At 72.0% G+C, this 13,283-nt stretch carries 13 protein-coding genes; 8 read left to right on the top strand and 5 right to left on the bottom strand.

The window, feature by feature from the left end; genetic code table 11:
- Positions 1 to 3 precede the first annotated feature (3 nt).
- Genes IW249_RS12245 through IW249_RS12230 form a run of 4 tightly spaced genes read right to left on the bottom strand, consistent with a single transcriptional unit; the run spans position 4 to position 5,123 of the window.
- Positions 4 to 2,091 (bottom strand): alpha-galactosidase, encoded by a 2,088-nt coding sequence (locus IW249_RS12245; RefSeq protein WP_196920835.1) that lies wholly within the window; start codon positions 2,089 to 2,091, stop codon positions 4 to 6.
- Positions 2,088 to 2,909, bottom strand: a complete 822-nt coding sequence (locus tag IW249_RS12240; protein WP_196920834.1) for a carbohydrate ABC transporter permease — start codon at positions 2,907 to 2,909, stop codon at positions 2,088 to 2,090. The genes IW249_RS12245 and IW249_RS12240 overlap by 4 nt, the downstream gene beginning before the upstream one ends.
- On the bottom strand, positions 2,906 to 3,826 hold the full coding sequence (locus tag IW249_RS12235) for a carbohydrate ABC transporter permease (RefSeq protein WP_196920833.1): 921 nt from the start codon (positions 3,824 to 3,826) through the stop codon (positions 2,906 to 2,908). Before IW249_RS12235 ends, IW249_RS12240 begins: the two co-directional genes overlap by 4 nt.
- Position 3,827: 1 nt before the next feature.
- Positions 3,828 to 5,123, bottom strand: coding sequence for an ABC transporter substrate-binding protein (locus IW249_RS12230; protein WP_196920832.1), 1,296 nt, complete (start codon positions 5,121 to 5,123; stop codon positions 3,828 to 3,830).
- Positions 5,124 to 5,282: 159 nt separating this feature from the next.
- On the opposite strand from IW249_RS12230, the gene IW249_RS12225 reads away from it, so the two are divergent.
- The 8 genes from IW249_RS12225 (at position 5,283) to IW249_RS12190 (ending at position 12,441) form a co-directional block, all read left to right on the top strand.
- Positions 5,283 to 6,029, top strand: coding sequence for an SDR family NAD(P)-dependent oxidoreductase (locus tag IW249_RS12225; RefSeq protein ID WP_196920831.1), 747 nt, complete (start codon positions 5,283 to 5,285; stop codon positions 6,027 to 6,029).
- 35 nt (positions 6,030 to 6,064) lie between these two features.
- Positions 6,065 to 6,775, top strand: coding sequence for a FadR/GntR family transcriptional regulator (locus IW249_RS12220; protein ID WP_196920830.1), 711 nt, complete (start codon positions 6,065 to 6,067; stop codon positions 6,773 to 6,775).
- Positions 6,772 to 7,917, top strand: a complete 1,146-nt coding sequence (gene dgoD / locus IW249_RS12215) for a galactonate dehydratase (protein ID WP_196920829.1) — start codon at positions 6,772 to 6,774, stop codon at positions 7,915 to 7,917. The genes IW249_RS12220 and dgoD overlap by 4 nt, the downstream gene beginning before the upstream one ends.
- The gene (locus tag IW249_RS12210) at positions 7,911 to 8,765 is read left to right on the top strand and encodes a hypothetical protein (protein WP_196920828.1); all 855 of its coding nucleotides are present in this window, start codon (positions 7,911 to 7,913) and stop codon (positions 8,763 to 8,765) included. Before dgoD ends, IW249_RS12210 begins: the two co-directional genes overlap by 7 nt.
- Before the next feature lie 9 nt (positions 8,766 to 8,774).
- A complete protein-coding gene (locus tag IW249_RS12205) occupies positions 8,775 to 9,395 on the top strand; it encodes a bifunctional 4-hydroxy-2-oxoglutarate aldolase/2-dehydro-3-deoxy-phosphogluconate aldolase (protein WP_196920827.1) in 621 nt (206 codons plus the stop codon).
- Positions 9,392 to 10,333, top strand: coding sequence for a sugar kinase (locus IW249_RS12200; RefSeq protein ID WP_196920826.1), 942 nt, complete (start codon positions 9,392 to 9,394; stop codon positions 10,331 to 10,333). The genes IW249_RS12205 and IW249_RS12200 overlap by 4 nt, the downstream gene beginning before the upstream one ends.
- Before the next feature lie 22 nt (positions 10,334 to 10,355).
- On the top strand, positions 10,356 to 11,237 hold the full coding sequence (locus IW249_RS12195; RefSeq protein WP_196920825.1) for an SMP-30/gluconolactonase/LRE family protein: 882 nt from the start codon (positions 10,356 to 10,358) through the stop codon (positions 11,235 to 11,237).
- A 100-nt stretch (positions 11,238 to 11,337) separates the two neighbouring features.
- Positions 11,338 to 12,441 carry an L-dopachrome tautomerase-related protein gene (locus IW249_RS12190; protein ID WP_196920824.1) on the top strand — a complete coding sequence of 368 codons (1,104 nt, stop codon included), beginning with the start codon at positions 11,338 to 11,340 and terminating at the stop codon, positions 12,439 to 12,441.
- Between the two features lie 23 nt (positions 12,442 to 12,464).
- Here IW249_RS12190 and IW249_RS12185 read toward each other — a convergent pair whose 3' ends face one another.
- Entirely contained in the window at positions 12,465 to 13,217 is a 753-nt protein-coding gene (locus tag IW249_RS12185; protein WP_196920823.1) for a dienelactone hydrolase family protein, read from the bottom strand.
- Positions 13,218 to 13,283: the final 66 nt, after the last annotated feature.

The following is a 13,283-nucleotide window of genomic DNA, read 5'->3' as shown; positions in this document are numbered from 1 at the left end:
ATCTCAGTCGCGGGTCAGCACGATGAGGTCGGCGTCGTGGGTCGCGCTCCACTGCACGGGCAGGCCGATGCTGGCGAGGTGGCTGCCGGAGTAGTGCTGGTCGCCGTGGGAGTAACGGGCCGCCGGGTCGAGGCCGCGCACTGGCAACCGAACGGGGCGGGACGGGAGCAGCCCGGCGCCGTCGAGCCGGCCGGTGTGCCAGGCCAGGACGACCACCCGGTCCTCGTCCGGCGCGGTGTACTGCACCGCGCAGCGGGCCTGGTCGGGGCCACCGATCAGGTGCACCTCGCCGCGCGTGACGACGTCCCGGATCTCCTTGTAGCGGGCGATCCAGCCGGACGCTTCGGCCCGCTCGGCGGGGGTCCACGCCCGGATGTCAGCGCCGATGCCGAGCACACCGGCCATCGCCAGGACGAACCGGAACGCCAGCGTTCGGGGCCGGCTGTCGAACAGGCCGGGCGCGTCGGTGACCCAGGAGCTGAGCAGGTGCGGGGCGTTGGCGTGCAGGAAGCCGTACTGGATGGCCAGCCGGTCCAGTGGGCCGGTGTTGTCGCTGGGCCAGAAGACGTCGGCCCGGGCGGCCATCGCCAGGTCGGTCCGTGCGCCCCCGCCGGCGCACGCCTCGATCAGCACCCCGGGGTGGTCCCGGCGCAACCGCTCGTAGATGCGGTGCAGGTTGGCGACGTGCGCGCCGTCCAGGTCGAGTGGGCTCACCCCACCGGGTCGACCCGGCTCGGTACGCGGCCGGTTGAAGTCCCACTTCAGGTAGTCGATGTCGTACCGGTGCAGCAGACCGTCGACTGTGGAGTGGACGAACTCGGCGACCTCCGGCCGACCCAGGTCGAGCAGGTACTGGTTACGGACCGGGGTGAGCGGCCGGCCGTCGACGGAGTAGACCCAGTCCGGGTGCTCGGCGTACAGGGAGGACTTCGGGTTGACGCACTCCGGCTCGACCCAGAGACCGAAGTTCAGCCCGAGGGCGCGGACGTCGGCGATGAACGTGTCGAACCCGGCCGGGAACTTCGCCGGGTCGGGTGTCCAGTCGCCCAGCCCGGCGGTGTCGTCGTCGCGGCCCACGAACCAGCCGTCGTCCACGACGAACGTCTCCACGCCCAGCTCGGCGGCGATCCGGGCGAGCGCGAGCTGACTCTGCGCCTCGACGGCGAAATAGGTCGCCTCCCAGGAGTTGTAGAGCACCGGGCGGGGGGTGAGCCGCTCTCCGGCCAGCAACCGCTGGTGGGTGTGCCAGACCCGGGCCAGCCCGTCCAGGCCGTCCGGGCTGTACGCCCCGGTGGCGACCGGCAGGGACAGCCGTTCGCCGGCGGCCAACTCCAGCGGGCCGTCGACCAGCTGACGGCCGACCCGGACCCGGGTCAGGCCGCCGGTGTCCCGCTCGGCGCTGATCTCCCACGAGCCGGTCCAGGCCAGTGCCATCCCCCACGCGGGACCGGCCGGCTCGGCGGCGTCGCGCACGGCCAGCCAGGGCACGTGCAGATGCCCGGGTACGCCCTGGGAGCTGCCGATGCTGAACGTGCCGTGACCCAGCTCGACGTGGGAGAGCTGGAACTCCTGCTCCCACTGCCCCCACTGGTGGCTGAGCAGCGCGCCGTGCGGCGTCGGTACACAGAACCCGCCCGATCCGGCCCGGACCACCCGCAGCGCGTCGCTGCCGCCGTTGGTCAGCTCGACCCACCGCTGCACCACGTCGGTGCTGACGGGCACCCGGTAGTGCACTGTGGCGCGAAGCCCGGTGACCGGGTCGGCGAACTCGACGGCCAACTCCCGCTGGTCGGCGTCGACCCGTACGTCGGTGTGCACGAAGCCCACCCGGCGTTGCCCGTTCGAGGTCTCGATCACCAGGTCGGCGCCGGTGAACGGGCGGTCGGCGTCGGTGGCGTACTCGATGGGGGCGGCGTCCCCGGCGGTCAGGAACGGGACCGGGCCGTCGTAGGCGACCGGCGAGGGCCCGTCGGAGACGCCGTGCGGACCCCACGCGACCAGTTCCAGCCAGCGGCCGTGCGCCGGCACCGTCACCGTGTACTCGGTGTGCGTGCCCCGCAGCGTCCAGCGCCGCCCGGTCTCGGCGGTCACTTGACCGCTCCGAGTGCCAGTCCGGACACGAAGTGCCGTTGGAAGCGGAGGAACACCGCGACGGTGGGGACGGCCGCGATGACAGTGCCGGCGGCGATGACGTTCCAGGACGAGACGAACTGGCCCTGGAGGGCGAGCAGCGCCGGGGTGACCGGCATGTTGTCATCGGTACGCAGCACGGTGATCGCCCAGAGCAGGTCGTTGAAGATCCAGGTGAAGGAGAGCGCCCCGAGCGCGGCCAGCGCGGGTCGGGTCAGCGGCAGCATCACCTTCGTGAAGATCTGCGCGGTGCCGGCGCCGTCGATGGTGGCCGCCTCCTGGATCTCGCCCGGCAGGTCCCGCATGAAGCCGTGCAGGACGAACGTGTAGAAGCCGAGCCCGAAGCCGACCTGCACCGCGATCAGCGCCCAGAGCGTGTCGTACAGGCCGGTCAGCTCGCTGAACTTGGCCACCGGGATGAGCAGGATCTGCGGTGGGAGCAGGTTGCCGGCGAGCATCAGCAGCAGGATGGTCCGCCGCCCGGGGATCCGGAAGCGACTCAGCGCGAACGCCGCCATCGCGGCGAGCCCCAGGCTCAGCGCCACCGACGGGACGGTGACCAGCATGCTGTTGATCAGCGCGCGCAGTTCGCCGCCGTCGGTCCACGCCTGCCGGTAGGTGTCCAGTGTGAACGACCGGGGCAGGCTGCCCACGCCGTGCGCGGCGATGTCGTCGAACGACCGGGTGGACATCACGACCACCCAGAGCACCGGGCCCAGCCAGAGCAGCGAGAGCAGGATCATGCCGGTGTGGAAGGCCCCGGTACGGAGCTTGTTCATGACGCTTCCTCCCGGAACGCGCGGACCAGGTAGCCGAGGATGACTGCCAGCGCGAGCACGAAGATCACGACAGCGATCGCCGAGGCGTAACCCAGCCGCAGGCTCTGGAACGCTGTCGAGTACATGTAGGTGCTGAGCAGCTCCGACGAGTGGTACGGCCCGCCCTTGGTCAGCGACCAGACGATGTCGAACGAGCGCAGCGAGTCGATCACGATGACCGACAGCACCACGGCGTTGACCCCCTTGAGCTGGGGAATCGTGACGTGCCGCAGTCGCTGCCAGGCGTTGGCGCCGTCCATCCGGGCCGCCTCGTGCAGCGCCGGGTCGATCGCTTTCAACCCGGCCAGGAACAGCACCATCACGTACCCGATCTGCCGCCACAGTGCAGGCAGGATCACCGCGTACAGGGCGGTCTGCGGGTCGGCGAGCCAGGGCCGGATCAGGCTCTCCAGGCCGACGGCCCGCAGCAGCGTGTCGGCGATGCCGTCGGGCTGGTAGAAGACCCGCCAGACCAGCGCGGTCACCACCAGTGAGAACACCACAGGGGTGAACAGCGCGGCCCGGTAGAAGCCGACAAAGCGCCGTTCCTTCTGCAGGACGAGCGCCATGCCGAAGCCGCCCAGCACGGAGAGGCCGCCGAAGAGCACCAGCCAGATCACCGTGTTGACCAGCGCACCCCGGAAGGTGGCGTCGCCGGCCAGCTCGACGTAGTTGTCGGTGCCGACGAAGGTCGGCGGTGTCATCCCGTCCCAGCGGGTGAGGGAGAACCAGAAACCCTGGATCGCCGGCCAGAAGACCCAGACGCTCTCGACCGCGAACGGCACGAGGACGAACGCCACCAGCAGCGGCGACAGTCGAGCCGACCGTCGCCGCCGCCGGGTGGGGGTGACCGAAGTCGTGGAGATCGTTGCTGTCACGTCAGCCCTTGAAGACCTTCTCGGCGCCGGCCTGCCACTCCCGCAGGATCGCGTCGATCTGGTCCGGCTTGTCGATGAACTTGGTCAGCGCGGTGTCCGCGGTCGGCTGGAGCGCGTCGCTGGAGTCGCGGTTGAAGAACTGGGTCAGCTCCTTGGCCTCGTCCAGCATCGCCTTGCCCTTGACCACGAGCGGCGAGTCCGACGCCTTGGCCCTGGGGTTGGCCGGCAGCACGATGCCGGAGCTGGCCTTGACGTACGCCTCCTGGGCCTCGACCCCGGCCAGGTAGCTGAGCAGGGCTTTGGTGCCGGTCGGGTTGGCGGTCTTCGCGCTGGCGAAGAAGCCGTCGGTCGGCGCCTCCTCGGCCAGCGGCACCGACGGGTCGATGATCGGGAACCGGAAGAAGTCCAGGTCGCCGAGCGCGTCCTTGGGTGCCGCGTCGGCGAAGAAGGTGCCGATCAGAAACATGCCGGTCTTGCCGGCCAGCAGCGCGGTGGTCGCCTCCTGGAACGGGTACGCCTTGCCCTTGGGGTCGAAGTAGGGCAGGGCCTCGCGCCAGCGGGTGAAGACCGCCTTGACCTTCGGGTCGTCGAAGCGCTGCTTGCCGGCGAGCAGCTCGCGGTGGAACGGCGCCCCGTTGATCCGGATGTTCAGGTAGTCGAACCAGGCCGAGGCCACCCACGGGGTGTCGCCGAGGCCAATGCCGATCGGCGGGACGCCCTTGCTCTTCAGCGTCTCGCAGAGCGCCAGGAACTCGGTCCAGGTCTTCGGCTCCTGCACGCCCCACTTGGCGAAGTTGGACTTGCGGTAGAAGAAGCCCCACCAGTAGTTGTTCATCGGCACGAAGATCTGCTTGCCGCTGGCGTCGGTGGAGAGGGTGCGCAGCGACTGGGGGTAGTCGTCCAGTGACTTCCACACCTCGGAGACGTCCAGCAGCAGGTTCTTGCTGGCGTAGTCGTTGGCCACCGAGCCCGCGTACCAGGTGTAGAGGTCCGGCGGGTTGGCCGAGGTCAGGTAGGTCGGCAGCTGGGTACGGAAGGTCTCCGAGGCGATCGTGTTGAGGCTCGCCGTGCCCTTGCCCTGCGCGTTGAAGGTCTCGATCAGCTTTTCCATCGCCGCCTTGGCCTGCGGCGAGGAGAGGTTGGACTGGATGGTGACCGCACCCGAGCCGTTGCTCGTCGTCGGCCCGCTGGCGGAGCTGGCACACGCGCTGAGGAACGAGCTGGCGCCGAGCGCGCCCAGGCCGGCGAGCCCAAGGTGGCCAAGGAATCGCCGGCGACCGGGGTCGAAGTCGCTCACGGAGGTATCCCTTCCTTTACGACACTCAGCGTCACCGCGCGATGTGTCGTCCATGTGAATGCTGTGACCAGAAGGTTGCATCGACCCTCGCCGGCTGTCAAGATATCTTCGTAATTAATGATTAGACGAGAGCAAGGCGAGGGTCAGGTGGATCAGCCTATGCGCCGGCTTGAAGGCAAGAACGCGCTGGTCACCGGTGCGATGGGTGGGATCGGCGCGGCCACCGCCCGGCGGCTCGCCGCCGAGGGAGCAGCGGTTGCGCTGTTCGACGTGGCCGACTCGGCCCCGCTGGCCGAGGAACTGACCGCCCGAGGCGACCGCGCACTGTCCGTAGTGGGCGATGTCAGCGACGAGGCCGACTGGACGACCGCCGTGAGCGCCGTACGGGACCATCTCGGCCCGATCGACATCCTGGTCAGCACCGCGTACGCCGTGCGGGTCGCACCAGCCCACGAGACCAGCCGACAGTCCTGGGACCACCAACTCGGCGTCAGCCTCACCGGCTCGTTCCTCGGCGTCCGCGCCTGCCTGGACGACCTGCGGGCACGCTCGGGCGCGGTGGTGCTGATCTCCTCGGTGCACGCGCTGGTCGGGTTGCCCGGCCGGCCCGCGTACGCCGCAGCCAAGGGCGGCCTCATCGCGCTCGGCCGCCAACTCGCCGTGGAGTACGGCCCACAGGTCCGGGTCAACACGGTGCTGCCCGGGCCGATCCTCACCGCCGCCTGGGCCGAGGTGTCCGAAGAGGACCGCCAACGCAGCATCGCGGAGACGGTCGCGAAGCGCTTCGGCACACCGGACGAGGTGGCCGCCACTGTCGCCTTCCTCGCCTCGCCGGACGCCGCCTACGTCACCGGCGCGAGCCTCGTGGTGGACGGTGGCTGGACAGCGGTGAAAGCCTCGGCCTGAGAGATCGATACCGACCAGCGAAAAGGCCAGGAGCATTGGCACAGTACGCACGCCGCGGCGTCCACGGGCAGACCGTCGAAGCGATCGCCCGTCGCATCCTCACCGGCGAGATCCCCGCCGGCGCGACCCTGAACATCGTCGCGTTGCAGGAGGAGTTCGACGTCAGCCTCACGGCGCTCCGCGAGGCGCTGAAGGTCCTCTCGGCCAAGGGCATCGTCGACGCCCGGCAGAAGCGCGGCACCTTCGTCCGGCCCCGTGCGGACTGGAACCTGCTCGACGGTGACGTGATCCGCTGGCAGTTCGCCGAGGGCACCGACCAACGGCTCCTCGACCAACTGCACGAGGTGCGCGCCATCATCGAGCCGGCCGCCGCACGGCTGGCCGCCACCCGGGCCACCGAGGACGACCTGACCGCCCTCGACCGGGCACTGGCCGAGATGGCCCAGGCCAACGGTGATCCCGCCGCCGCCATCGCCGCCGACCTCGCCTTCCACCGCGCGTTGCTGACCGCCACCCACAACGAGTTGCTGGAGCGGATGGAGGTGGTGATGGAGACCGGGCTCGCCGAACGGGACCGGCTGGTGCACGGCGGCAGCCCGCACGACGACCCGGTACCCAGCCACCGCGCGGTGGTCGACGCGCTGCGCGATCGGGACGAGACGGCGGCCGAGACCGCGATGCGTCAGTTGCTGGACAAGGCCGTCCGCGACGTCGAGAAGGCACGGGGACGAAGGGGCAGTCAGTGAAGATCGAGCGGATCGAGACCTTCCTGGTCGCGCCACGGTGGTTGTTCTGCCGGGTGGAGACCGACGACGGGCTGGTCGGGTGGGGTGAGCCGGTGGTCGAGGGCCGCGCCGAGGTGGTGCGCAGCGCTGTCGAGGTGCTCTCCGAACATCTGATCGGCGCGGACCCGCTGCGCATCGAGCAGCACTGGCAGGTGCTCACCAAGGGCGGCTTCTACCGGGGTGGCCCGATCCTCTCCAGCGCTGTCGCCGGCCTCGACCAGGCGCTCTGGGACATCGCCGGGCAGGCGTACGGCGCGCCGGTGCACGCGCTGCTCGGTGGGCCGGTGCGTGACCGGGTGCGGATCTACTCGTGGATCGGCGGGGACGAACCCGACGAGGTCGCCGACGCCGCCGCCGCGCAGGTCGCCGCCGGCCTCACCGGGGTCAAGATGAACGCCTGCGGGCGGCTCTCGCCGATCCCCACCTCGGCCGAGGTGGACGCGGTCATCGGCCGGGTGGCCGCCGCCCGCGAGGTGCTCGGCCCCGACCGGGACATCGCTGTGGACTTCCACGGTCGCGCCGGCATGGCCGCCGTCCGCCGGATCCTGCCCGAGCTGGCCGCCCTGCGCCCGTTCTTCGTGGAGGAGCCGGTCCTGCCGGATCAGGCTCACCACCTGCGCGACATCGTCGCCAGCACGCCGATCCCGGTGGCCACCGGCGAACGGCTCTACGGGCGGTCCGAGTTCCTCGGCCCATTGCAGGCCGGGGTCGCCGTGGTCCAGCCTGACCTGTCGCACGCCGGTGGGATCTCCGAGGTCCGCCGGATCGCCGCGCTGGCCGAGACGTACGGCGCGCTGCTCGCCCCGCACTGCCCGCTCGGCCCGATCTCCCTGGCGGCCAGCCTCCAGGTGGCCTTCGCGACGCCGAACTTCCTGATCCAGGAGCAGAGCATCGGCATCCACTACAACGCCGGCTCGGAGTTGCTGGACTACCTGGTCGACCCGGAGCCGTTCCGGTTCGTGGACGGGCACATCGCCCGCTTCGACCGGCCCGGGTTGGGCATCACCGTCGACGAGGCTGCGGTCCGCAAGGCCGCCCAGAGCCCGCACGCCTGGCGCAACCCGGTCTGGCAGCACGCCGACGGGTCGTTCGCCGAGTGGTGACCGGCGCGCGGCCGGTGGCGCTGCGGGTGGCGTACGACGCGGCGCACGGCGGCCGGTGGACGAGCCTGCACGGTGGTGGCCGCGAGTGGCTGTGGCGTGGCCCGGAACCCGGCCGGCACGAGGTACGCCCCGACGACGCGTTCGTCGACGCCGGCGGGCTGGAGGAGTGCCTGCCCACAGTGCGCGGCGAGCCCGACCACGGCGAGGTGTGGTCGCGGCCGTGGCGCAGCGCCGGCCCCGGCACCGTGGTCGTCGAGCGCCCGACGTTCACCCTCACCCGCCGGATCACCGACTCCGGCGGCGTGGTGGTGGCCGACTACCGGCTGGCCGCCGACCCCGGGTACCGGTTCGTCTGGGCCGCGCACGCCCTGCTCGACCTCTCCCCCGGCGCCCGCCTCGACGCGCCCGCCGGCACCCCGACCCGGCTTCACCCGGAGGCCGCCGCGCTCCTGCCGCCGGGCAGCTGGCCCAGCGGCGACCCCTGGTTGACAGGGCCGTGGCCGGCCCCGGCCGGGCTGACAGTGGCCGGGCTGACCCTGGACATGTTCGGGCCGGACGACGGGACGGCGCTCGGCGCGGTGCTGCTCGACTGCGCCAGGGTCCAGGTGGTCGACGGAGCCGACCGGCTGACCCTGGAGCTGGAGTGCGCGGGTCAGCCCCGCAGCACCGCGCTCTGGCGGAACCTGGGCGGCTGGCCGGCGAACGGCCCCTACCGCAGCGTCGGCATCGAACCGATGCTCGGCGCGGCCTTCGACCTCGCCGACGCCGGCCCCGACGACGCGGCGGTCGTCCCACCGACCGGCGAGGTCACCTGGCGACTCACCATCTCCGCACACCGCATCCCCTGAGGACACGTGATGAACCTGCTCGACGAGCTGCGTACCCATCGACTGTTGGCCATCGTGCGCGGCCCGGACCCGGCCGCCGCGCTGGCCGCCGTGCTCACAGTGGCCGAGAGCGGCGTCGCACTGGTCGAGGTCTCGATGACCAGCGCCGACGCGCTCGGCATCATCCGCCGCGCCCGGGCCGCCCTCGGGCCCGACTACGCCCTGGGCGCCGGGACCGTGCTCAGCGCCGAGGACGCCCGCGCGGCGGCCGACGCGGGTGCCGGCTTCCTGGTCACCCCGGCGATCGCACCGAGCCTCGCCGAGGGCGGCCGGCTCGGGCTTCCGGTGCTCGCCGGCGCCCTCACCCCCACCGAGGTGGTGCGGGCCGTCGACGGCGGGGCCACCGCGATCAAGCTCTTCCCGGCCTCGCTCGGCGGGCCCGACTACCTCGGCGCCCTGCGCGACCCGTTCCCGGGCACCGCGTTCGTGCCCGTCGGTGGGGTCGACGCGGACGGTGCGCGGCGCTACCTCGACCGAGGCGCGACAGCTGTCGGCGTCGGTTCCCCGCTGCTCGGCGACGCCGTCCGAGGCGGCGACACGACAGCCTTGCGGGAGCGGGCCACCGCCTTCCTCGCGGCGGTCCGGCCATGACCGACCTGCTCACGCTCGGCGAGACGATGGCGGCGTTCCGCACCACCGGCCCACTGCGGCTGGGCGGCACCGCCGGGATCTCCGTCGCCGGCTCCGAGTCGAACGTGGCGATCGGCCTGGCCCGACTCGGCCACCAGGCCACCTGGGTCGGTGTCACCGGCGCCGACGAGCCCGGCGAACTGGTCCGCCGTACGCTGCGCGCCGAAGGCGTCGACCTGACCTGGTCCCGGGTCGACGAGGCCGCCCCGACCGGCCTGATCATCTTCGAGAACCGGGTCGCCGACATCAACCGGGTCACCTACCACCGCTCCGGGTCGGCCGGCTCGCGGCTGGGCCCCGCCGACGTGACCCGGGCCTTCGACGCTCCCGGGCCACCACCCCGACTGCTGCACGTCACCGGCATCACCTGCGCGCTCGGCGTCGAGCCGTACCAGGCGGTGGTGGAGGCCGTACGGCGAGCCCGTACGGCCGGCAGCACGATCTGCCTGGACGTCAACCACCGCAACCGGCTCTGGTCGGTCTCCGAGGCCGCCGCCGCGCTGCGCCCGCTGCTGCCCTCGATCGACCTGGTGGTCGCCTCCGACGACGAGTTGTCAGTGCTGACCGACGCCGCCGACCCGGCCGCGGCGCTACTCTCGGCCGGCGTCGCCGAGGTCGTGGTCAAGCACGGCGCCGGTGGAGCGACCAGCCACAGCGCCACCGACACGATCCACCGTCCAGCCCGGACGGTGCCGGTGGTGGACACCGTCGGCGCGGGCGACGCCTTCGTCGCCGGGCTGCTCTCCGGCTGGCTCGACGGCGTCGACGCGTCGGGGCGACTGGACCGGGCCGTCACCACCGGCGCGTTCGCGGTCGCCACCCGGGGCGACTGGGAGGGTCTGCCCGACCGGGCCGAGCTGGCGCTGCTCGACCACGGCCCCGGCGGTACGGTCCGCTGACGATCCCCTTTGGAGGAACACCATGGAGCTGACCGAGCCGACCGCCTGGAGCACCGACCGGCTGGAGTTGGGTGAGGGCCTGCGCTGGGTAGACGACCGGCTGGTCCTGGTCGACCTCCTGGCCGGGCGGCTGTTGGAGACCGACGGCGACGCCCCGACCCCGCTGCGGGAACTGCGCCGCCTCGACGTGCCGCTCAGCGCGGTCGCCCCGGTGGCCGACCGACCGGGCGAATGGCTGGCCGCCGCCGGCACCGGCGTCACAGTGCTACCCGCCACCGGCGACCCCCGACCGGTCGCCGAACTGGTCGCCGACGCGCCCGAGCCGACCCGGATGAACGACGCCGTCGCCGACCCGCACGGCCGCTTCTGGGCCGGCAGCATGACGTACGCGATGGTGCCCGGCGGGGGCACGCTGTTCCGCCTCACCCCGGGCGCCGAGCCGGTCCCCGCGGTGACCGGGCTGACCATCCCGAACGGGCCGGCGTTCGACGCGACCGGCACCACCATGTACCTGGCCGACACCCCGCGCGGCGAGATCGACAGGTTCACCGTCGACCCCGCCACCGGGGCCCTGCACGGGCGGGAGCCGTTCCTGCGGCTGTCCCCCGCCGACGGCGGCCCGGACGGCATGACGCTCGACGCGGCCGGCCACCTCTGGATCGCGCTGTGGGGCGGCTCCGCGGTACGCCGCTACCGGCCCGACGGCACCCTCGACCGGGAGATCCGGCTACCGGCCAAGCAGCCGGCCGGCATCTGCCTGGGCGGCCCCGACCTGCGCCGACTCTTCATCGGCACCGCCCGGGTGGGGCTGGACTCGGCGGGCCCGCAGGACGGCGCGCTGCTCGCGGTGGACGTCCCGGTGCCCGGCCTGCCCGCCGCACGGGCCGGTGCGCCAGTGGACTGACCGGAGGCATATCGGACGCCAGGGCGGGAACAACCGCACCGGAGCGCGGTAACAGCCGACCGGTAGGGAGCGAGCCGATGAGCACCGTGGAGCGGACGTCATGAACGGGCCGGTCGGCGACGAGCCGGTGGGCGAACTGGAGCTGGTGCACACCTTCACCGGCCCGATGCCGACAGGGGTGAGCGTCTCGCACCGGGGCCGGATCTTCGTCAACTTCCCGAAGTGGGGCGACGAGGTGCCGGCCACCGTCGTCGAGCTGCGCGACGGCCGGGAGATGCCCTACCCCGACCAGGCGTGGAACGACCCGTCCGGTGACGACGACGCTGGCGCGTTCGTCTCGGTGCAGAGCATCGTGGTGGACCCGGCCGACCGGCTCTGGGTACTGGACACCGGCAGCCCGATGTTCCAACCCACGAAGCCGGGCGGCCCGAAGCTGGTCCGGATCGACCTGGACACCGACACGGTCGCCCAGGTGATCACCTTCCCGACGGACGTGGCGCTGCCGACGACGTACCTCAACGACGTCCGGTTCGACCTGCGGCGGGGTGAGTCGGGGGTCGCGTACATCACCGACTCGTCGAACTCCGGGCCGAACGGGATCATCGTGGTGGACCTGGCCAGCGGGGCCTCCTGGCGGCGACTGCACGACCACCCGTCCACCAAGGCGGAGCCGCTGACGTCGTTCCGCCCGGTGGTCGAGGGCCGGCCCTTCCTCGAACGGCCGGCCGACGGTCCGCCGAAGCCGGTGAGCATGGGCTCCGACGGCATCGCCATCTCCGCCGACGGCGCTCGGCTCTACTACTGCCCGTTGGCGTCCCGACGCTGGTACAGCGTCTCCACCGAGGCGCTGGCCGACCCGGGCGTCACCCAGGAGGCGGTCGCCGAGACCGTGGTCGACGAGGGCGACCGGGGAAGCGCCTCGGACGGGTTGGAGAGCGACGACGCCGGGCGGCTCTACCTCACCGCGTACGAGCAGAACGCGGTGCTGCGCCGACTGCCCGACGGCGAGTACGAGACGCTGGTGCACGACCCGCGACTGCTCTGGCCGGACACCATGTCGGTGGCAACCGACGGGTACCTCTACGTCACCGCCAACCAACTGCACCGGCAACCGCAGTACCAGCGGGGCAAGGACCTGCGGCGCAAGCCGTACGCGCTGTTCCGCACCCGCATCGACGCCGGCCCGGTGCTGCTACGCCGCTGACCGGGTCGGCGCTCCCACCGTTATCAGACGGGCAGGGTGCGGTCCAGGAGGTCGAACAGGGCGGCCCAGTGACGCTCGGTGGCCTGCTCGTCGTACGCCGGGGTGTCGGCCATGGTGTAGCCGTGGTGCGCCCCGGTGTACACCTCGGAGCGGTAGCGCACCCCGGCGGCGTCGAGCGCCTTCTCCAGCGTGGCGATCTGCTCGGGCGTCATCGACTGGTCGGCGTCGGCGTGCCCGAAGTACACCTCGCCGGTGATCGACTCGACGCCCAGGTGCGGGCTGTCCGGAGCCTCGGTGACGATCCGCCCTCCGTGGAAGCTCGCCACCGCGGCGATGCGGTCCGGGTGCGCCTCGATGGCCCGCAGCGCGTTCGTGCCGCCCATGCAGTAACCGGTGATGGCGACCGGGCCCGGTCGGACGTCGTCGCGGGCGGCAAGGAAGTCGAGGAACGCGGCGGTGTCCCGGTTGATCACGTCGGGGGTCAACGCGCCGACCAGCGGCATGATCTTCTCGAAGAGGGCGGCGCGCTGGTCGGCCTCGCCGAGGCGGGACAGGTCGAACAGGGGTGCCCGGCCGGCCCGGTAGAACAGGTGGGGCGTCAGCACCAGGTAGCCCCGTTCGGCGATCCGCTCGGCCATCTCGACGAGGCGCGGGCGCGGCCCGAAGGCGTCCATGAAGAGCAGCACCGCCGGGAACGGGCCGTCGCCGTCCGGTCGGGTCAGGCTCGCGTCCGCCACTCCGTCGCTGGTCGGGATGTCCACCGTCGTCGTCAGCATCGTGCCTCCTCGTACGCCGATCTTGGTCCGTTCGGAACGTTACTCGCCGTATCGGCACCCCCGGCG

The organism is Micromonospora vinacea (genome assembly GCF_015751785.1).
GTDB classification, from domain to species: domain Bacteria; phylum Actinomycetota; class Actinomycetes; order Mycobacteriales; family Micromonosporaceae; genus Micromonospora; species Micromonospora vinacea.
Note: the sequence above shows the minus strand (reverse complement) of the source record. Positions and strands in the feature narration are given on the sequence as shown.

Coding starts and splice junctions, on each gene's coding strand:
- IW249_RS12200 (WP_196920826.1), top strand. CDS start 9,392: ATGACCGACCTGCTCACGCTCGGCGAGACGATGGCGGCGTTCCGCACC.
- IW249_RS12240 (WP_196920834.1), bottom strand. CDS start 2,909: ATGAACAAGCTCCGTACCGGGGCCTTCCACACCGGCATGATCCTGCTC.
- IW249_RS12205 (WP_196920827.1), top strand. CDS start 8,775: ATGAACCTGCTCGACGAGCTGCGTACCCATCGACTGTTGGCCATCGTG.
- IW249_RS12185 (WP_196920823.1), bottom strand. CDS start 13,217: ATGCTGACGACGACGGTGGACATCCCGACCAGCGACGGAGTGGCGGAC.
- IW249_RS12190 (WP_196920824.1), top strand. CDS start 11,338: ATGAACGGGCCGGTCGGCGACGAGCCGGTGGGCGAACTGGAGCTGGTG.
- IW249_RS12195 (WP_196920825.1), top strand. CDS start 10,356: ATGGAGCTGACCGAGCCGACCGCCTGGAGCACCGACCGGCTGGAGTTG.
- IW249_RS12225 (WP_196920831.1), top strand. CDS start 5,283: ATGCGCCGGCTTGAAGGCAAGAACGCGCTGGTCACCGGTGCGATGGGT.